This is a genomic window from Caulobacter sp. (assembly GCF_039596335.1).
In the GTDB taxonomy this organism is placed as follows: domain Bacteria; phylum Pseudomonadota; class Alphaproteobacteria; order Caulobacterales; family Caulobacteraceae; genus Caulobacter.
Genome location: NZ_JBCNJZ010000004.1, coordinates 455,628 through 474,460 on the forward strand (window position 1 = coordinate 455,628; position 18,833 = coordinate 474,460).

Annotated in this window: 15 protein-coding genes; 9 read left to right on the forward strand and 6 right to left on the reverse strand. The window is 68.3% G+C overall.

Annotation, left to right across the window (positions count from 1 at the left end; translation table 11 throughout):
• Positions 1-137: 137 nt before the first annotated feature.
• The 4 genes from ABDW31_RS11245 (at position 138) to ABDW31_RS11260 (ending at position 4,640) form a co-directional block, all read left to right on the forward strand.
• The gene (locus ABDW31_RS11245) at positions 138-446 is read left to right on the forward strand and encodes a helix-turn-helix transcriptional regulator (RefSeq protein WP_343698782.1); all 309 of its coding nucleotides are present in this window, start codon (positions 138-140) and stop codon (positions 444-446) included.
• Positions 447-521: 75 nt separating this feature from the next.
• Positions 522-2,030: a hypothetical protein gene (locus tag ABDW31_RS11250; protein ID WP_343698783.1), complete on the forward strand. Its 1,509-nt coding sequence runs from the start codon at positions 522-524 to the stop codon at positions 2,028-2,030.
• A 51-nt stretch (positions 2,031-2,081) separates the two neighbouring features.
• Positions 2,082-3,323, forward strand: coding sequence for an FkbM family methyltransferase (locus tag ABDW31_RS11255; RefSeq protein WP_343698784.1), 1,242 nt, complete (start codon positions 2,082-2,084; stop codon positions 3,321-3,323).
• 12 nt (positions 3,324-3,335) lie between these two features.
• On the forward strand, positions 3,336-4,640 hold the full coding sequence (locus ABDW31_RS11260; protein WP_343698785.1) for a glycosyltransferase family 4 protein: 1,305 nt from the start codon (positions 3,336-3,338) through the stop codon (positions 4,638-4,640).
• On the opposite strand, the gene ABDW31_RS11265 is transcribed toward ABDW31_RS11260, so the two are convergent.
• Entirely contained in the window at positions 4,637-6,418 is a 1,782-nt protein-coding gene (locus ABDW31_RS11265) for a response regulator (RefSeq protein WP_343698786.1), read from the reverse strand. The two genes, ABDW31_RS11260 and ABDW31_RS11265, sit on opposite strands and share 4 nt — an antisense overlap.
• A 220-nt stretch (positions 6,419-6,638) precedes the next feature.
• On the opposite strand from ABDW31_RS11265, the gene ABDW31_RS11270 reads away from it, so the two are divergent.
• Positions 6,639-7,715 (forward strand): hypothetical protein, encoded by a 1,077-nt coding sequence (locus tag ABDW31_RS11270; RefSeq protein WP_343698787.1) that lies wholly within the window; start codon positions 6,639-6,641, stop codon positions 7,713-7,715.
• A gap of 64 nt (positions 7,716-7,779) precedes the next feature.
• Here the strand turns inward: ABDW31_RS11270 and ABDW31_RS11275 are convergent, their stop codons facing one another.
• Entirely contained in the window at positions 7,780-9,183 is a 1,404-nt protein-coding gene (locus tag ABDW31_RS11275; RefSeq protein ID WP_343698788.1) for a short-chain fatty acyl-CoA regulator family protein, read from the reverse strand.
• Positions 9,184-9,367: 184 nt separating this feature from the next.
• On the opposite strand from ABDW31_RS11275, the gene ABDW31_RS11280 reads away from it, so the two are divergent.
• The 4 genes from ABDW31_RS11280 (at position 9,368) to ABDW31_RS11295 (ending at position 15,770) form a co-directional block, all read left to right on the forward strand.
• The gene (locus ABDW31_RS11280; RefSeq protein WP_343698789.1) at positions 9,368-10,900 is read left to right on the forward strand and encodes an acyl-CoA carboxylase subunit beta; all 1,533 of its coding nucleotides are present in this window, start codon (positions 9,368-9,370) and stop codon (positions 10,898-10,900) included.
• Between the two features lie 8 nt (positions 10,901-10,908).
• Positions 10,909-12,906: an acetyl/propionyl/methylcrotonyl-CoA carboxylase subunit alpha gene (locus ABDW31_RS11285; protein WP_343698790.1), complete on the forward strand. Its 1,998-nt coding sequence runs from the start codon at positions 10,909-10,911 to the stop codon at positions 12,904-12,906.
• Positions 12,906-13,358 (forward strand): MerR family transcriptional regulator, encoded by a 453-nt coding sequence (locus tag ABDW31_RS11290; protein ID WP_184721617.1) that lies wholly within the window; start codon positions 12,906-12,908, stop codon positions 13,356-13,358. Before ABDW31_RS11285 ends, ABDW31_RS11290 begins: the two co-directional genes overlap by 1 nt.
• A gap of 87 nt (positions 13,359-13,445) precedes the next feature.
• Positions 13,446-15,770 (forward strand): enoyl-CoA hydratase-related protein, encoded by a 2,325-nt coding sequence (locus ABDW31_RS11295; protein WP_343698791.1) that lies wholly within the window; start codon positions 13,446-13,448, stop codon positions 15,768-15,770.
• A gap of 248 nt (positions 15,771-16,018) precedes the next feature.
• On the opposite strand, the gene ABDW31_RS11300 is transcribed toward ABDW31_RS11295, so the two are convergent.
• The 4 genes from ABDW31_RS11300 to trbF are packed head-to-tail and all read right to left on the reverse strand — an operon-like array spanning position 16,019 to position 18,832.
• Positions 16,019-16,237 carry a DUF2274 domain-containing protein gene (locus ABDW31_RS11300; protein WP_343698792.1) on the reverse strand — a complete coding sequence of 73 codons (219 nt, stop codon included), beginning with the start codon at positions 16,235-16,237 and terminating at the stop codon, positions 16,019-16,021.
• The gene (locus ABDW31_RS11305) at positions 16,234-17,367 is read right to left on the reverse strand and encodes a TrbI/VirB10 family protein (protein WP_343698793.1); all 1,134 of its coding nucleotides are present in this window, start codon (positions 17,365-17,367) and stop codon (positions 16,234-16,236) included. Before ABDW31_RS11305 ends, ABDW31_RS11300 begins: the two co-directional genes overlap by 4 nt.
• Entirely contained in the window at positions 17,364-18,149 is a 786-nt protein-coding gene (gene trbG, locus ABDW31_RS11310; RefSeq protein ID WP_343698794.1) for a P-type conjugative transfer protein TrbG, read from the reverse strand. The genes ABDW31_RS11305 and trbG overlap by 4 nt, the downstream gene beginning before the upstream one ends.
• Positions 18,146-18,832 (reverse strand): conjugal transfer protein TrbF, encoded by a 687-nt coding sequence (gene trbF / locus ABDW31_RS11315; protein WP_343698795.1) that lies wholly within the window; start codon positions 18,830-18,832, stop codon positions 18,146-18,148. The genes trbG and trbF overlap by 4 nt, the downstream gene beginning before the upstream one ends.
• Position 18,833: the final 1 nt, after the last annotated feature.

Consider the following 18,833-nt stretch of genomic DNA (forward strand, 5'->3'; position numbering starts at 1 on the left):
ACCTGTACAGCAAATTCCTATGTCGCGATCCTTGTACCCCCTCCCGCCACAGTGTATGTATATTATGTATTCATGCGTCGGATCAGGCGAGCGCGCGGTCGCGCTCCCCGCTCCTGACGAGTGCGAGGGCATTGATTATGTACGGCAATCCACAACGCCGCAGCGCCTCGGAGGTTCAAGACCTCCGCCGCGAAGGCGGCCGATGGCTGAAGGAACAGCGCGAGGCCACCGGCCTATCCCAGCGCCAGCTGGCGGCCAAGGTCGGCGCCGACTACTACACCTTCATCTCGCAGCTGGAGACCGGCCGCGGCCGCATCCCGCCCGACCGCTATCGCGACTGGGCGCGGGCGCTGGAGGTCTCCGAGAAGACTTTCGTGCGCGAGCTGATGCGCTTCTATGATCCGATCACCTACGAGATCCTGTTCAGCGAAGAACAGATCGGTTAGGTTGACCTACCGGCCGGGGGGCCGGTGTCCTTATAATAGGCTCCTTGCAAAAGGCTTGGGAGAAGCTTCCGCCGCATGGCCGCTCAGGTCCTCTCGTTCTTTCAACGCTCGCCGCGCCTGGCGCCGCGCCCCGCCGACTGGAGCCAGCAGGAGCTGGCCGAGTTCTACCGGGTCGAGGGTGCGCTGATCCGCGCCGGCATCAGCGTCGGCACCGACCGGGGCATGAGCGACGAGAACGAGCCGTGGTTCTGCTTCTATCGCCAGGATGACGGCGAGGTGGTCATCCACTTCGCGCGCATCGACGGCGAGTACATCATCGCCGGCGCCGCCTATGAAGAGATCGCCCGCGGCTTCGACTTCACGGCCCTGGTGCGCAACATGGTGGCGCGCCATCCGCTGATCCGTCGCACCGAGAGCGGCAGCAACCTGTCGATCCACCCCGCCGCCCTGCTGGTAGCCGTGGTCGGCACCGCCTTCTTCAAGACGGGCGAGGCCAAGGCTGGCGAGACCGACTCCAAGGCCGCGTCGCATCACACGCAACAGCACAGCCGCCCCGTGCTGCTGTCGTCCAGCTCGAACGCTGGCCTGACCGCGGGCGCGGCGCATGTGACCCTGCCGCAGAGCGGCTACGACACCGTGCAGCTGCCCGCCAACCAGGCGGTCCTGATCCTGGCCGCCGCCCTGCTGGCGTCGGACGGCGGCGCGCCGACCGTGACCGTAGACCCCGCCGCCCGCGCGGCAATGGCGGCCGCGGCCGCCGCTCTGGACTTCGGTGACGCCAATCCCGCGGGGGTGACGGCCAGCGACGTCGCGCCGCTGCATGTGTCCGGCGCCCATGCGGTTGTCGCCGACAATAGCCCTGCCGCCTTGGTATCGTCGGTGCTGGCGCTGGTCAGCCTGCTGATGACCTTGCCGCATTCGGCTGAAAGCACCAGCGTGGCCGAGACCGCGCTGCTCAGCGGCGCTTCGGGTGGCCACGACTTCGCCATCATGCCTGCGCCCTCAGCGGACAGCGACGGATGGACCATCGATGTCCGGCTGGGCCTGGGCCTGAACGGCGCGCCGTCGGTGCAGGCTGTGCAGCTGGTGCGTGGCGTCATCGGCGAACCAGGCGGCCAGAAGATCTCGGTCATCGAGGTGGCCAAGCTGCCGAACGTGCTGGCGGAACTGATCGCCAAGGGCGAACAGGTCAAGGTGGTGGCGCCCGACCATGTCGGCCCGATGCCGGAAGGTCCGCCGCCTCAGACGCTTGATCCCGACCTCCCGCCGACCGGCGGCGTCACGACGCCGACCTTCCCGACCGAGCCCACCACGCCGACGCCGGAGCCGACCAAGCCTCCGGCGGGCCCAAACTACGCGCCTTCGGCGCTGGTGAAGCTGTTCATCGACTACTTCATCAGCCACACCGACAATGTCGAGGTGATGGTGACGGGTTCGGAAGTTGTCATGTTCGATGCGCGTGTTTTGCACGATTCCGGTTTCTCGCAAGAGCTGCACACGGTTACGTTCGACTTCACCGATGGCAGCTCAATCAGCTTGATCGGAACGTATTCGTCCTTCCTGCACGACGGGAATCTGGTCTAGACGGGACGCTCCTCGGAGCGCTTGCTCCGCCACGTTTCGGGAAGAACAGTCTTGAGGCCTGCACGACTGGACCTGGCGATCAGCTCCGCCATGCGTTCCGACGCCGCCGTCACCGCGGAGATCCCGGGCGCGCCGCTGCCGGAAGGCGGTCCGGCGCCGCGCCGCCGCTTCGGCTTCGTCCGTCGCCTGATCGGTCCGGTGGTGGGACCTGTAGCCAACTACGCACGCCGCTATCTGCAAGCCAGCGTCGAGCACCAGCTGGGCGAGACCCGCGCGCATCTGGGCGCGCTGTCGACCGAGCTTTACGCCACCCAGGTCCGACTGGATCAGTCTCAGGCCCTGCTGCAGATGGTGGTCCAGCAACAGCAGGCCTCGACGGCGATTATCCAGGCGATGTCGGCTCAGCTGGGCCGGATCGAGCTGCGCAACACGCAAGGCTTCGGCGAGCTGGCCAGCATGTTCGGCCCGCGCTTCGACGAGCTGGAGATCAAGGCCCGTCCGCTGATCGCCTATGACGAGGAGTCTATGGCGATCCGGATGCGCGACGGCTACATCATGGCCCCGCGCGCCCTGCCCACCTTCGTGACCATGCTGGCCAATGCGACCAGCAAGGGCCTGGAGCCCGGCACCACTGACGTGCTGCGTCGGCTGGTGCAGCCCGGCATGATCGTGGCCGATGTCGGCGCCAATATCGGCCTGCTCACCTTAGTGATGGCGTGGGCCGCTGGCCCAGGCGGCCAGGTCATCGCCTTCGAGCCCGAGGCCGTGCCGCGCTCGAACCTCGAGAAGATGAAGCACCTCAACGGCCTGTCGTGGGTCGAGGTGCGCGACCAGGCCGTGGGCGAGAAGCCCGGCCAGCTGACCTTCCACGTCAGCGACATCATCGGCCACAGCTCGCTGTACGCCCTGCCGGAAACCGAAGGCTCGCGCGAGATCCAGGTCGAGGTCGTGCGCCTGGACGACGTCGCCCCGGCCAAGCGCATGGACGTGGTGAAGATCGACGTCGAGGGCGCCGAACTGGACGTGCTGGCCGGCATGGGCGGCGTGATCGCCAAGAACCCCGACCTGGCCATCGTCGCCGAGTTCGGGCCCGAGCATCTGAAGCGCGTGGGCCAGACCCCCGCCCAGTGGTTCAAGGCGTTCACCGACCACGGCTTCAAGGCCTACATCATCGACGAAGCCACCAGCGCGGCCGAGCCGACCAACGCCAAGGCGGCCGCCAAGGTGGTCTCGGCCAACATCGCCTTCGTGCGCGCCGGCGGCGACGCCGAGAAGCGCCTGCTGCAGCGCTAGGACCCTGCCCTCATGAAGATCTGCTGGGTGACGCCCTTCGTCCTGCGCTCGTCGATCGGCCGGGTCAGCGCCGAGGTCGCCAAGCAGCTGGCCGCGCGCGGCCACGAGGTCCAGATTCTGCGCTGCGAGGACAAGGACGATCCGAGCGAGCCGCTGCATCCGACGCACCTGCCGGTGCATCACTGGCGCTCCTACGATCTGGCGCGCCTGCGCACCCAGTTCGACGTGGTCGTCGTCAATATCGGCGACAACTATCCCTTCCATGCCGGCGTGTTCTCGATCCTGGACGCCGCGCCGTGCCTGGGGATCTTCCACGACTTCTATATCTACAACCTGTTCTCGGGTTGGCTGCACTACAACGGCCTGGACTACCGCCAGCATGACGGCGAGATCGTCGCGACCTATGGCCTGCAAGCCGAGCCGCACGCGGTCGCGGTCCGCTCGGGCCAGATGCTGGACATGGGCGAAATCGCCCGGCGCCTGCCGATGACCGAGTGGCTGGCCATCCGCTGCGAGGCCGCCCTCGCCCACGCCCGCTTCTACGCCCCGCGCCTGGAAGCCGCCTGCGTCGGTCCGGTGGCCGTCACCCCGCTGTGCTGCCCCGATCGCGCCACGCCCCCCGGTCCGCCGAAGGCCAAACGCCAGCTGACCCTGACGACCGTCGGGGTCATGAACCCCAACAAGCGCGTCGCCGACGTGATCCGCGCCATCGGCGGCTCGGACGCCCTCAAGGCGTGTGTCTACCGCCTGGTCGGTCCGATCTCGGACGAGGAGCGCGCCAAGCTGGAGAGTGTCGCCGCCGAGGTCGGCTTCGAGCACCTGGTGATCGACGGCGCCGTCGACGACGAGACCCTGGACCAGCGGCTGGACGAGGCCGACGTGATGGTGGCCCTGCGCAAGCCGGTGCTGGAAGGCGCCTCGGGCTCGGCCTGCGAGGGCATGCTGAGCGGCCGTCCGACTGTGGTGGCCCGCGCCGGCTTCTATGGCGAGCTGCCCGACGACCTGGTGGTCAAGATCGATGGCGAGATCGTCGTCGAGGAACTGCGCGAGGTCCTGGAGCGCCTGGTCGCCGACGAGGCCCTGCGCCGCGAGACCGGCAAGGCCGCCCGCGCCTGGGCGCTGGAAAACCTGAACGCCGCCCGCTACGCCGAGGCGGTCGAGGCGCTAGCCCTCGCTCAGGTCACCAGCCGTCCGCTGCTGGCCGTCGGCCGCCGTGTGGGTGGCGAGCTGCGGGACATGGGCCTGGCCGACGGCGATCCGGCCGCGGCCCGCATCGGCGCGACTCTGCAGCGGCTGTTCGCGCGGCTGGACGCCTAGGTCTCGACCAGCCGCGCCTGCGCCACCTCGGCCAGCAGAGCGTACAGCGCGGCGACGTCCAAAGGCTTGCGCAGGGCGCCGTCGGCCCCGTCGCCGCGATAGCGCTCGATGTCTTCCGGGAAGACGTTAGCGGTCAGCATCCAGATCGGCGTGCGCCGGCCCTGACCGGCCCTGGCGCCCTCGGCCTTGCGGATCTCGCGCACCGCCTCGCGGCCGCCCAGCACCGGCATGTTGACGTCCATCAGCACCAGGTCGAAGCCGCCGGTCCGCCACAGGTCCAGCGCCTGGGCGCCGTCCTCGGCGAAGATCAGGGCGACAGGCGCGCTTTCCAGGGCCAGGGCCAGGACCCGGCGGTTGGCGGCGTTGTCCTCGGCCGCCAGCACCCGGATCTCGTCGGCGGCGTCCAGGCCCGGCCGGCGCTCAGCGCGGGTCCCGGCAAACGCCAGCGGCGCATCGAAGGCGAACCAGAGCACCGCCCCCATGGGCCCCTGCGGCGCGCGCTCAGGCGGATCGACGCCGATCTCGCCGCCCATCAGGGCCACGTTCTGGGCGCAGATCCTCAAGCCCAGGCCCGTGCCGCCCTCGACGCGGCCGCGGCGGGTCCGCTCATAGGCCTCGAACATCATCGCCCGCTCGTCCGGATGGATCGGCGGGCCGGTGTCGATCACGTCGACCAGCACTCGAAGCGTCTGGCCCTGCGCCACGCCGGCCAGCCGCACGGTCACCGCCCCGCCGGGCGAGACCACCGCCAGGGCGTGGGAGACCAGATTGACCAGGGTCTGCTCGAACCTGACGAGGTCGGCCATCACGTGGAACGACAGCGTCGGATCGGCGTCGTCGACGCTCAGGGTCACGCCGATCGCCCGGGCGTGGCCGCTCCAGACCCGCACCACACCACGCACGATCCGGCGCAGGTCCACCGACGTCGGGTCCAGCTGGGCGCGCAGGCGATCGCCTCGGGCCAGGTCCAGGATGCCGCCCAGCAGCCGGTTCAGATGCTGCCCGCCGTCCAGAACGCCCTCGGCCAGCTCGGCCTGGCGCGGCGACATGGGCTCGCTGCGCAGCGCCCGGCCAAAACCGATGATGGCGTTCAACGGGGTGCGGATCTCGTGGCTGGCCACCGCCAGCAGCTCGTCCTTGGCGCGGTTGGCCGCGCGGGTCTCGTTGACCGCCTGGGTCAGGGCGACGTTCTTGCGCGTCAACTCCTGCATCGCCCGGGTCAGAGCCCGGTCAGTGACCTGCTGACGCGCGGTCACCAGCAGCACGGCGCCCACGAACAGCGTCATCGACAGGGCGTAGGGCCCCGGTCGCAGCGGCGCGCTCCAGTCGATGGCGATCCAGATCAGGGTCAAGGCCGGCGGCACGACGCCGAGGACGTAGCTGACGCGAGTCAGGTGCACGCGCAGGGCCGCGAACAGCAGCACGCAGATCGCCAGCAGGGCCGACTCCACCAAGGTCTCGGGCCGATCGTAGAGCCTGATCTGCACGGCGATCCAGCAGGCGTTAGCCACCAGCAGGAACATCAGGACGTCGGACCGCAGAGCCAGCCTCCGGTGGCCGCGCACCGGATCCGGATCCCGAATGGCCAGCTCTGTGGCCAGGAACAGCGCGAAATAGAGGCCGAACTCCATCACGCCCAAGGCCGCGATGCGCCAGGGCGTGAACATCACCAGCAACAGGACGAAGCCCGCGGCCAGGGCCAGACGCGACAGGGCGACACCGCGCGAATAGCGCACCAAGCCTTCCAGCTGTGTGACGTCCGTCAGCCGTTTAAGCATGTAATCGCCACGCCCTCACCTTGCGTCAGCGCTGCTGTCATACGGCCGTGATTCGCGCCTTTGGGATCGCCTGAAACGGGAAATGCCTGTGGAGCGACGCCCCTTCCGGGTTTGCAAACCCCCAGTTCAGGGGATGTCGAGCGCCGAACCTCCGATTGTAGAACCGACAAGGGGCCGAGGGTGACGCGTGGTGCGGAGAGATGGCCCGGAGGGAACCATCATGGCCGAGCCGACGCTTCGCGATTTCCAATTCTTGATCCAGCTGGTCGACAGCGGCCTGATCCAGGCCTCCTTCAAGTTCGTCGATCTGCGGGCGCTGCTGAAGAGCTTTGGCGCCCTAACGCCCGACGTCGACGCCGCCCTGGCCCAGGTCGAAGCCAATCCGGCCCTGCTCAACATCGGTGTCCAGACCCTCAAGGACGCCCTGACCAAGTGGCCGCTGGACACGCCGGTCAGCGTCGCCTTCGGCACGGGGACCGGCGGGGGCGGCGCGGTCGCTAACCCGATCACCCTGACCCCGGCCCAAATCCAGGACGCCTACAAGGCCATCGCCGGCATCGCCGCGACCTCGTCCAAGGCGCTGTCGGAATACCTGACCGGTCCGAACGGCGAGAAGGTGGTCAACGCCTTCTACGAGGAGATGAAGGCCCTGGCGTCGCTGCAGGCCGACGTCGCCGCCAACAAGATCACCAAGACCGTCTTCATCGACAAGATGATCGGCTACTCGATCGACACCTCGGCCCTGGCGCTGCAGGCGATGAACTTCTTCACCGGCAAGACCCCGACCCAGGCGGCGCTGAACGAGCTGATCGACAGCTCGACCAACCCCGCCGACCTGACCGATTACGCCTATGCGATCTACAACACCGGCAACAAGTACATCGCCTTCGCCGTCAACCAGGCCATGAGCGGCACGGGCGCCGCCAGCTTCAAGACCGCCTACGACACCCTTTCCTTCCGCGAGGCCGTCACGAAGGCCTATGACGCCATTATCGGCAACACCAAGGCCGCGGCGGCCGGGATCAACGTCAGCGCGGCGGTGGACTACATCGTTTCACAGCAGACCTACTTCACCACCGCCGGCCACGACGCTCTGGGGGCAAAGGCCGCGATGGCCGGCTTCCTGATGTACGCTGGCATGGAAGCCAATGTCGGCAGCTACAACGAGGCGACCCGCGCCTTCCTGACCAAGGCCTATGACGGCGCGGCGACCTACGGCGCCGAGCTGACGTCGGCCAAGGCTGTCGCCCTGGTCGGCCAGCCGGCCGCCTACGACGACGGCGCGGTCGCCGCCTAAGCTCTACCGGAGCAGCGGTAGAGCCCCTCGAGGCCTGGAAGCATCCGCTTCCGGGCCTCTTCTTCTAGAGGCTGTAGGGCACCCAGCGGCGGTCGTTCTCCAGCACCTCGAACTTGCGATCCACCGGCGGGAAGGCGCGCTGGGTGCAGTCGACCCGTTCGCAGATCCGGCAACTGACGCCGATCGGCGCGGAAGGGCCGGCCAAATCCAGTCCATCAGCATAGACCAGCTGGTCAGCATACTGCGCTTCGCAGCCGAGCCCCAAGGCGTAGCGGCGATCAGCCTGCAGATAGGCGCCGGACGGCTTCACCACCCCCTTGGCGATGCAGACGTAGCGCACGCCGTCGGGCATCTGCGCCAGCTGCACCAGCCAGGCGTCGGGCCGGCTGAAGGCGTCGTGGACGTTCCACATCGGACACGCGCCGCCGAAGCGGGCGAAGTGGAAGCGGGTAGCGCTGTGGCGCTTGGTGATGTTGCCCGCCCGGTCCAGCCGTACGAAGTAGAACGGCACGCCTCGCGCCCCCGACCGCTGCAGGGTGCTGAGGCGGTGGAACACCTGCTCCAGGCTGGTCTGGAAGATCAGGCTCAGCTGTTCGACATCGTGGCGCACCCGCCGAGCCGTCTCGCGGAAGCGCTCATAGGGCAGCAACAGGGCTCCGGCGGCGTAGTTCAGCAGGCCCGTGCGGCAGACCTGGGCGGCGCTCTGGCTGCGGAACGAGGCGGCGGTCAACTCGGCCTCGACCACGTCGGACAAGGTCATGGCGGCGATCTGGTAGGCCATCTGGAACGCCCGGGTCGCCGCCGGCTGGGCCGCGCCCAGCAGCAAGGTGCGAGTCTCCGGATCGTAGCGGCGCAGCAGATCGAATTCGCGCGAGCGCTCGATCCGCACGCCCAGGCTTTCCAGCCGCCGCTCCAGCGCCGCCTCGACGCCGGCGCCCTCTTCCAGCCCCAGTTCGCCGGCCAGGGCCTCGGCCGCCAGGTCCAGGGCGTGGATGTAGTTGTCCTTGTAGTGGAAGAAGTCGCGCACCTCCTCATAGGGCAGCAGCGCGCTGGCCGCTCCGCGCTCGTCCAGCGACACGGCCTCTTCCGTCTGTTTCAGCCGCTCGTCCAGCTGGCGGTAGGCGCGGTGCAGGGCCAGATAGGCGCGGGCGAACTGCGGAGCGTTGGTCACCACCTGCTTGATCTCGCCCAGGCCCGGCGCGTCCTCGCCGCTGACCGGATCGGCGGCGGCCTCGCGCAGATCCGCGATCAGGCGCTGGTCGTCGGCGGCGTCCAGGGCGGCGGCGTCGACCTCGAACACCCGCATGGCGTCGATCAGCACCCGCGCCGTGACCGGCCGCTGATTGGCCTCCAGTTGCGACAGATAGCTGGGCGACAGCCCCAGACGCGCGGCGCAGACCTCCAGCGTCCAGCTGCGCGCCTGGCGCAACAGCCGCAATCGCGGACCGATAAAGAGCTTCTCGCGCATCTTCACAACTTGGCAAATTTGCAGATCCAGGCCTCGCAAACCTCGCTGCGAACGCCCGATTTACGGCGTATTTCGGGGTCTCAGTCTGGACGAGTTTTCCAACTTCGCCAATTTTCAATTTGCGGACGCCTTCACAGGCCGCATTCTCGAAGAACCCTGTCGTCCCATTGCGAGATCGTATCCGGTGCAGCGCATTCTCGAAGAACTCGACCGTCGTCGTGAGCAGGCCAAGGCCGGCGGCGGCGAGAAACGCGTCGCGGCCCAGCACGCCAAGGGCAAGCTGACCGCGCGTGAGCGGATCGACCTCCTGCTGGACGAAGGCTCGTTCGAGGAATTCGACATGTTCGTCGAGCACCGCTGCGCCGACTTCGGCATGGAAGCCCAGAAGATCCCCGGCGACGGCGTCGTCACCGGCTGGGGCACGATCAACGGCAAGATCGTCTACGTCTTCTCCAAGGACTTCACGGTGTTCGGCGGCAGCCTGTCGAACACCCACGCCCAGAAGATCCTCAAGGTCCAGCGCCAGGCCATGAAGGTCGGCGCGCCGATCATCGGCCTGTTTGACGCCGGTGGCGCGCGCATCCAGGAGGGCGTGGACAGCCTGGCGGGTTATGCCGACATCTTCTTGGAAAACGTCATGGCCTCGGGCGTCATCCCGCAGATCAGCGTGATCATGGGCCCCTGCGCCGGCGGCGACGTCTACAGCCCGGCCATGACCGACTTCATCTTCATGGTGAAGGACACCAGCTACATGTTCGTCACCGGCCCGGACGTGGTGAAGACGGTGACCAACGAGGTGGTCACGGCCGAGGAGCTGGGCGGGGCCCGGATCCACGCCGCCAAGTCGGGCGTGGCCGAAGGCGCGTTCGAGAACGACCTGGAAGCCCTGACCCAGGTGCGCCGGCTGGTCGACTTCCTGCCCTCGTCCAACCGCGAACCGGCGCCAGAGCGCGAGAGCTTCGACGAGACCTATCGCGAGGAAGCCAGCCTCGACACCCTGATCCCGGTCGACCCGACCAAGCCCTACGACATGAAGGAGCTGATCCTGAAGGTGGTCGACGAGGCCGACTTCTTCGAGATCAGCAGCGAGTGGGCCAAGAACATCATCTGCGGCTTCGCCCGCATGGACGGCGAGACCGTCGGCATCGTCGCCAACCAGCCCCAGGTGCTGGCCGGGGTGCTGGACATCGACTCAAGCCGCAAGGCCGCCCGCTTCGTGCGGTTCTGCGACGCCTTCAACATCCCGATCCTGACCTTCGTGGACGTGCCGGGCTTCATGCCGGGGACCAAGCAGGAGTACGGCGGCCTGATCAAGCACGGCGCCAAGCTGCTCTTCGCCTATGCCGAGGCCACCGTGCCCAAGATCACCGTCATCACCCGCAAGGCCTATGGCGGCGCCTATGACGTGATGAGCTCCAAGCACCTGCGCGGCGACCTCAACTACGCCTGGCCGACCGCCGAGATCGCGGTGATGGGCGCCAAGGGGGCGGTGGAGATCATCTTCCGCCAGGAGGCCAAGGACCCCGAGGCCCTGGCCGCCCGCGAGGCCGAGTACAAGGACCGCTTCGCCAACCCGTTCGTCGCCGCCCAGCGCGGCTACATCGACGACGTGATCATGCCGCACGGCACGCGTCGCCGCATCGTGCGCGGCCTGAAGAGCCTGAAGGGGAAGGAACTCTCCAACCCCTGGAAAAAGCACGACAACATTCCGCTGTAGGTCCGACCATGTTCTCCAAGATCCTGATCGCCAACCGAGGCGAAATCGCAGTCCGCGTGATCAAGACCTGCCGCCGCCTGGGGATCGCGACCGTCGTCGTGTACTCGGACGCCGACGCCGGCTCGCTCGCGGTCGAAATGGCCGACGAGACCGTGCACATCGGCGCCTCGCCGGCCGCCCAGAGCTATCTGGTGGCCGACAAGATCATCGCCGCGTGCAAAGAGACCGGCGCCCAGGCCATCCACCCCGGCTTCGGCTTCCTGTCGGAGAACGCGAGCTTCGCTCAGCGCTGCGCCGACGAGGGCATCGTCTTCATCGGTCCCAACCCTGACGCCATCAAGGCCATGGGCGACAAGATCGAGAGCAAGAAGTTCGCCCAGGCCGCCGGCGTCTCTTGCGTGCCCGGCCACATCGGCGAGATCGCCGACACCGCCGAGGCCGTCACCATCGCCGAGCAGATCGGCTATCCGGTGATGATCAAGGCGTCGGCCGGCGGCGGCGGCAAGGGCATCCGCGTGGCCTGGAACCGCCAGGACGTCGAGGAAGGGTTCCCCGCCGTGCGCGCCGAGGCCAAGGCCAGTTTCGGCGACGACCGGATCTTCATCGAGAAGTTCATCGAGAGCCCGCGCCACATCGAGATCCAGGTGCTGGGCGACAAGCACGGCAACGTGGTCCACCTGTTCGAGCGCGAATGCTCGATCCAGCGCCGCAATCAGAAGGTCATCGAGGAGGCCCCCTCCCCGCTGCTGGACGAGGCCACCCGCGCCGCCATGGGCGCCCAGGCCGTCGCCCTGGCCAAGGCCGTGAACTATGACTCAGCCGGCACAGTCGAGTTCGTCGCCGGCCAGGACAAGAGCTTCTTCTTCCTGGAGATGAACACCCGCCTGCAGGTCGAGCACCCAGTCACAGAGCTGATCACGGGCCTCGACTTGGTCGAGCAGATGATCCGCTCGGCCTACGGGGAGAAGATGGCGTTCGGCCAGGACGACCTGAAGATCAACGGCTGGGCCATCGAGAGCCGGATCTACGCCGAGGACCCCTACCGCAAGTTCCTGCCGTCGATCGGCCGTCTCGTCCGTTACGACCCGCCGGCGGAGGGGCAGCGGCAAGGCTACACGATCCGCAACGACGCCGGCGTCCGCGAGGGCGACGAGATCTCGATGTACTACGACCCGATGATCTCCAAGCTGTGCAGCTGGGCCCCGACACGTCTGGCGGCGATCGACGGCATGGGCCGGGCGCTGGAGGACTTCCACATCGAGGGCCTGGGCCAGAACATCCCGTTCCTGGCCGCGGTGATGGACGAGGACCGCTTCCGCTCGGGCCAGTTGGCCACCAGCTACATCAAGGATCAGTTCCCCGACGGCTTCGGCGGGACGGAGCCCACCGCCGACCAGCTGGACATCCTGACCGCCGTCGGCGCGGCCATGCAGCGGGTCTATGCCGCCCGCGCCCGCAACGACGCCTCGGGGCTGATCGGCGCGGCGCGCGAGGACTGGGTCGTCGCCGTCGGCCACGCCAAGCGCCCCGTGCGGGTCACGGGCGACGAGGCCGGCGTCACCATCGACCTCACAGGCGAGGGCCGCACCCTGTCGCTGGCTGATATCGACTGGCGGCCCGGCAAGCCGGTGTTCAAGGCCACGCTGACCGGCCGCCCCTTCACCGTCCAGGCCACGCCCGCCGCCGAGGGCTTCACCATCCGCCATCGCGCCGCCAAGGCCCGGGTGCTGGTGCTGACCCCGCGCAGCGCCGAGCTGCACGACAAGCTGCCCGAGAAGCAGGCCGCCGACACCTCCAAGCTCGTCCTGTCGCCCATGCCGGGCCTGGTCGTGTCGATGGATGTCGCCGCCGGCCAGCTGGTCCGCGAGGGCGAGGTCGTCTGCGTCCTCGAGGCCATGAAGATGCAGAACATCATCCGCGCCGAGCGCGACGGAACCGTCAAAGTCGTCAACGCCAAGTCCGGCGATCCTGTCGCCGCCGACGAGATCCTGGTGGAGTTCGCCTGATGAACCACATGTCCTTCCCGCTCCGCACGCCCGCCCGCGCGCCCATGCGCCTGGTGTCGATCGGCGATCTGGCCCGACGCCTGGGCGTCACCACCCGCGCCCTGCGCCACTATCAGGACCAGGACCTGGTGCGTTCGCACCGCCTGTCGGGCAATGTCCGCGGCTATGACGCCGAGGCCGTCGAACGCCTGGAGACGGTGATCGCCCTGCGCGCGGTCGGCCTGCCGATCGCCGCCATCCGCACCGTGCTGGACCTGCGCGAGGAGCCCCAGGCCCAGGCCAGCGCCCTGCGCGACGCCCTGTCCTCGGCTCTGGAAGCCCAGCGCGACCAGGTCACGCGCCTGCAGGAAATGCTGGAGCAGATGGCTGACGAACCGCGCGCCGCCGCTGCGCGTCCCAGCCCGCGCCGCGAAGACCCGGTCGGCCGCCTGCTGGCCGGCGGCGCGGCCTGACGACGCGGCAATCTCGGCGCCGACCCGGCCGCCGCTTAAGACACTGGACCAGCGCCCGGAGAGGCGTGGGACAAAGGGAGAGACCCCATGCGTGATCCCCATCGGATCCCCGTGATCGTCGGCGTCGGCGAAGCGATCGACCGCCCCGCCAGCCCCGCCGAAAGCCTGGAGCCCGTCGCCCTGATGGCCGCCGCCCTGCGCGACGCCGAAGCCGACGCCGGCGCCGCCCTGCTGGCCCAGGTCGACACCCTGGATCTCGTCGGCCTGGTCTCCTGGCGCTACGCCGATCCGGTCGGCCTGCTGGCCACGCAGCTGAATGTCGATCCGGCCCGCAAGACCAACGCCAGCATGGGCGGCGAGACGCCGATCCGCCTGATCCACGACGCCGCCGTCCGCATCGCCCGCGGCGAGCAGAAGGTCGCCGCCATCGTCGGCGGCGAGGCCACCCACAGCGCCACGCGGGCTCAGCGCGACAAGGTCATGCCGCCGTGGACGCCGATGGCCTCGAAGGAAGACGCCGTGCGCTTCCCCTCCAGCCGCTTCGCCATGAGCCCGCCGGCGACGGACCTTGGGATGCACGACCCCGCCCAGGTCTATCCGTTCTACGAAATGGCCGCTCAGCACGCCTGGGGCCAGACGCCGGAAGAGGCTCAGGCCGAGTCCGCCGCGCTGTGGGCCCGATACGCCCAGGTGGCGGCCGGCAATCCCAACGCCTGGATCAAGACCGCGCCGGACGCGGCGGCCATCGGCACGGTCAGCGCCGACAACCGGATGATCAACTGGCCCTATCCGAAGCTGATGGTGGCCAATCCGCAGGTGAACCAGGCCGCCGCCGTGCTGGTCACCAGCCTGGCCCTGGCCCGCGAGCTGGGCGTGCCCGAGGACCGGATCGTCCATGTCTGGGGCGGGGCCGCCGCGCGCGAGCCCGAGGACTATCTGCTGCGCGACACCTACACCCACTCCACCGCCCAGCAGGTGGTGCTGGAGGACGCCGCCGCCCAAGCCGGCGGGGCCGAGCGCTTCAAGCACCTGGAGCTCTACAGCTGCTTCCCCGTGGTGCCCAAGATGGCCCTGCGGACTCTGGGCCTCGAAGACAGCGACGTCGCGCCGACCGTGACTGGCGGCCTGACCTTCTTCGGCGCGCCGCTGAACAACTATATGGGCCACGCCGCCGTCGCGATGGTGAAGCGCCTGCGCGAGCATCCCGGCGACCTGGGCCTGCTCTACGGCCAGGGCGGCTACGTCAACAAGCACCACGCCCTGCTGGTCAGCACGGAAGCGCCAGAGCACGACCTGGCCCAGGACTATTCGGTGCAGGACAAGGCTGACGCTCTGCGCGGTCCGGTCCCGTCGCTAATCGAACGCCACGCCGGTCCGGCGACCATCGAGACCTACACCGTCCGCTTCGGCCGCGACGGCGTGCCGCTGGACGGGATCGTCATCGGCCGCACCCCGGCCGGCGAGCGCCTGATGGCCCGCGTCGCGCCGGACGACGAGACGTCCATGGCTCTGCTGCTGTCGACCGAGCACTCGGCGATCGGGTCTGAGGGCCACACCCGCGTCGATCCGTTCGGCAAGCTGACCTGGGAGGCCGGCGCGGCGCGTAGCCTGGCCGACCGTCCGCGCCGCTTCAGCAAGGTCGAGCGCGAGGGTCCGCTGACCATCGTCACCATCGACCGGCCCGACGTGATGAACTCGCTGCATCCGGCCGCCAATGCCGAACTGGCCGAGATCTTCGACGACTTCGCCGCCGATCCCGACCAGTGGGTGGCGATCATCACCGGGGCCGGCGACAAGGCCTTCTCGGCCGGAAACGACCTGAAGTTCACCGCCCAGGCCATGGCCAAGGGCCAGCCGATCGATCCGCCGGTGACAGGCTTCGCCGGCCTCACGGCCCGGTTCGACCTCGACAAGCCCGTCATCGCCGCCGTCAACGGCCTGGCCATGGGCGGCGGCTTCGAGATCGCCCTGGCCTGCGACCTGATCGTGGCCTCGGAAGACGCCGTCTTCGCCCTGCCCGAGCCCAAGGTGGGCCTGGCCGCCCTGGCTGGCGGACTGCACCGCCTGCCGCGCCTGATCGGTCTCAAGCGGGCCATGGGCATGATCCTGACCGGCCGCCGCGTCACCGCCCGCGAAGGCGCCGAGCTGGGCTTCATCAACGAGGTCGCCCCGGCCAGCGAGGTCATGGCCGTCGCCCGCCGCTGGGCCGACGAAATCCTGGCCAACAGCCCGATGTCGATCCGCGCCTCGAAACAGACGATCCAGAAGGGCCTGGACGAGCCGACCCTGGCCGACGCCTACCGGGGCCAGTCGGCCTATCCGGCGGTCAAGACCCTGTTCCGCTCGGCCGATGCCCGGGAAGGTCCTTTGGCGTTTGCCCAGAAGCGGCCACCAAAATGGACGGGGCGCTGAGCCTTCAGGGTGCGAAAGCCGATGGGGTTCCATCCGCCGGCTCTCGCCCTCGTCCCGCGCGGCTTCCAGCCCGCTTCAGCGTAGGCGCGCCAGCAAAAAGCGCGCTAGCCAGGGCGCGACCTCAAGCGAGTCGGCAGGTGTCTTCGTCTTCCAAGAACGCGCGGCCTTGAGATCGCATTGGGCGAGATATGAAGAGCCGTCGGGTCCAATAGGACCCGACGGCTTTGCTGGCCAGACTGTTGGTCGATCTAGCCGCTCCGCTTGCGACCTCGAACGAAGCCGCGGTCGGACGCCATGAATCGCCTGGCCATTTCAGGCAGGAGTTTGGCGGGATCGGTCGCCTTACCCCCTCCCTCCGCCATGGCCTTACCATACTCGATCAGGTCCCGATGAACGGCCGCCGGCACATCGGAGGTCACTTTCACCGGTGTGTCGTCCTCGATCGCGGCGATTTTCAGCCGGCTCATCGCGCGACCTCCTGGCGATAGGGCTCGAGCACAAGGTCGCGGGCCAGGATGACGCGCAGCGGCGCGCCAGGTCGAATGGTCAGGGTGGGAGCCCGATCAAGGCTCCTACCGACGAACTGCTGGCCAACATCACCTGTCGCTTGGCTCGTTCCGCGACGCAGGGCGCGTGCGAGATCGCTATCGTCCGCCGACCCGGCTTCGGCCCCGACCGACATAATGGTACTCAGCGCGGCTGCGCCCCAAAGGCCCCGCCAGTGCCGGTCAACGCCATCTTGAAGCCCGGCCATCCCTTGAGGGTCGGCGGCGGGCAGCTTGTCCAGGACGATCGACTTGCCGGACGGTAGGATAAGCCTCGTCCAGACCACCGACAGTCTCTGCGCGCCTGCTCCGGTCACCGGCGCGTACTCGCCGATCAGGCGCGCGCCTGCGGGGATGAGCAAATTGCCGCCGCCTAAACTGTCATGGACATCCTGCGTGACCTGGGCCAACGCCACGCCCTGAGCGTCAGAGCGCAGACCCGTGATCAGCGCGGCGGACACGATTGTCCCAGCCTGGAGAATATGTTGCGAAGCCGGCGTCTGCAGCCTTTCAGGGCTGGTCAGGCGAGAGTCCTCCACGGCGGCGACGGGCTTGGGCTCGTTGTTACGCTCCGCACGGGCGGTGCTGGCAGGAAAGATCGTGCTGAGAAGCGGCTCGGCCTGCTCGCCGGACAAAGCCCTTCCGGGCCGGGGCGCGGCGGGGACGGCAGGCATCGCCTCCGCGGGGTGCTTGAGCGGGACCGTCACCGCCTCCTCCCCCTCACTCTCCTTTGCCGCTTTCAGAATTGGACGACCAAGGTCGCCCGGCAACGGCGGTCCGAGGATCGGCGGGTTGCCGCGATGCAGGTAGTCTTTCGGCAGGCCGGATACAGCCTCGGGCGGACCAGCGCTTGCTCCTGTCGGCGGCTCAGGAGGCCGTCGCGCCGGGCGGTCCACAGTCGACCAGCCCACAGCGCCGCCGAGACCCGCGAGCAGCACGCCGCCCACGATTAGGAGCGCCTTGCGCGAGACGCGCGAAACGGGGGCCGCAGGGCCGCGAACGCGAAGCGACTCGGCGATCTCTTTTTGCTCGTTCTCGATCGCGCTGCTCATCGGCCAGACTCTGACGCAGCATTGGTGCGGGTGATGCGAACGCGGGACGACCAGCGCTTGGCGCCGAAATGCAGTTCCACCTGATCGAAAAGCCGATCGGTCAGCAGCGCGCGACCCTCCACGTGATAGTTGATCAACTCTGTGGTCTTGCCGTCCGGCCCGACGCGATAGAGTGGCGGCAGGTCCTCCAGGCGCAGACGATCACCGAAGACGATCCAGACACGCGCGCCGTCGTCGTAGACCTGAAGGGGTCGCAACGCGCGCGAGCCGCTCAGCGCGTAGTTGAAGTTGAGCTTGGGCGGCTGAGCAGGCGCCGCGGGCGCGATGACGACGGGGGCCGGCTTCACCGGCGCAGGGTATCTCCATGAGACCTGCGTAACGAAGGCGCTGCCGGAGCCGCGTAGATCCAGGAAGTAGGTACGCCGATCGGTATTGATGACGAGATTCGTCCTAAGGCTCACCGCAGTCGGTTTGACGAGGACATGGACGCGCCGGGTTTCGCCCTTCCCGCTGCTGGTGTCACCGATGATCCAGCGCGCGGTGTCCCCCGCGGCGATCGGGTTGGTGTCCACCAAGCGTTCGCCAGGCTCCAACGCAATGTCTGTGATCCGCCCAGGAGACGTCAGCAGCGCGTAGACGCCGCGTGGCTCGAATAGAAATTCGATAGGCGCGGCCGCCTGGGGCGCTTGGGTCACCTTCGCACGAGCCGCCATAGCGTCACTGACGTTGGCCTGAGCGCTCAGAGCGCAGAGCGCTCCCGTGAAGAGGAGGCGCTTGCTCATGCGGAAAACTCCCGAGCCCAGGTGATGGCGGTGACGCGAATGCCCAGGCCATTGGCCAGGATCTCCTTATCGGAGCGCGGCCGGCGCAGCTCGACGGTCAGGATTGCCGACCAATGCTCGGTCCCCGCCAGCTGGCCATTGAGGTAGCGGCGCTCGATCCAGGCGGCGCGAAAGCTCTTGGGCGAGGCGCGAAGGACGCTGGTGACCTCGACGGCGACCTGCGTCCTGCCAACCTGGTTCTTCAGATCGATGGCGTTGGCATAGTCGGTGATAAAGCGGGCGGCGTTCCCGTCGACCATGGCGTAGGCTTGGTCCCAGGCTTGGCCGACCAGGACCCCGTCCGTGGAGATCGACCGGACGTCTCGGATCAGACCCGCCAAGCCCGATCGCACTTGCTCGTCGGTCGGCGCGTAGCCGCGTTCGGCGGGGCCGACCGCTTGGACCTGCCCTAGACGATCCACTTGAACGACCCAGGGCGTGACGCTCCCCTGAACCGAGAGCCAGGCCAGCGCGCCGGCGAGGCCGCCGGAGAGCCCAAGAAGTCCCAGCGCCATGCGTCGCCAATTGGCGGCCTGGGCGCGCGCCGCGCCGATGCCAAGATCGAAGGCTTGTCCGTATTTCTGGTAGGGCGTTTCTGGTGCGGGCGTGAGGCCAAGCCTCGGCGAGCCCTTGAACGGGTTCATC

Excerpts from the sequence above, each read along its gene's own strand:
- ABDW31_RS11245 (WP_343698782.1), top strand. The coding sequence starts at position 138 with ATGTACGGCAATCCACAACGCCGCAGCGCCTCGGAGGTTCAAGACCTC.
- ABDW31_RS11250 (WP_343698783.1), top strand. The coding sequence starts at position 522 with ATGGCCGCTCAGGTCCTCTCGTTCTTTCAACGCTCGCCGCGCCTGGCG.
- ABDW31_RS11260 (WP_343698785.1), top strand. The coding sequence starts at position 3,336 with ATGAAGATCTGCTGGGTGACGCCCTTCGTCCTGCGCTCGTCGATCGGC.
- ABDW31_RS11265 (WP_343698786.1), bottom strand. The coding sequence starts at position 6,418 with ATGCTTAAACGGCTGACGGACGTCACACAGCTGGAAGGCTTGGTGCGC.
- ABDW31_RS11270 (WP_343698787.1), top strand. The coding sequence starts at position 6,639 with ATGGCCGAGCCGACGCTTCGCGATTTCCAATTCTTGATCCAGCTGGTC.
- ABDW31_RS11275 (WP_343698788.1), bottom strand. The coding sequence starts at position 9,183 with ATGCGCGAGAAGCTCTTTATCGGTCCGCGATTGCGGCTGTTGCGCCAG.
- ABDW31_RS11285 (WP_343698790.1), top strand. The coding sequence starts at position 10,909 with ATGTTCTCCAAGATCCTGATCGCCAACCGAGGCGAAATCGCAGTCCGC.
- ABDW31_RS11290 (WP_184721617.1), top strand. The coding sequence starts at position 12,906 with ATGAACCACATGTCCTTCCCGCTCCGCACGCCCGCCCGCGCGCCCATG.
- ABDW31_RS11295 (WP_343698791.1), top strand. The coding sequence starts at position 13,446 with ATGCGTGATCCCCATCGGATCCCCGTGATCGTCGGCGTCGGCGAAGCG.
- ABDW31_RS11300 (WP_343698792.1), bottom strand. The coding sequence starts at position 16,237 with ATGAGCCGGCTGAAAATCGCCGCGATCGAGGACGACACACCGGTGAAA.
- ABDW31_RS11305 (WP_343698793.1), bottom strand. The coding sequence starts at position 17,367 with ATGAGCAGCGCGATCGAGAACGAGCAAAAAGAGATCGCCGAGTCGCTT.
- trbG (WP_343698794.1), bottom strand. The coding sequence starts at position 18,149 with ATGAGCAAGCGCCTCCTCTTCACGGGAGCGCTCTGCGCTCTGAGCGCT.
- trbF (WP_343698795.1), bottom strand. The coding sequence starts at position 18,832 with ATGAACCCGTTCAAGGGCTCGCCGAGGCTTGGCCTCACGCCCGCACCA.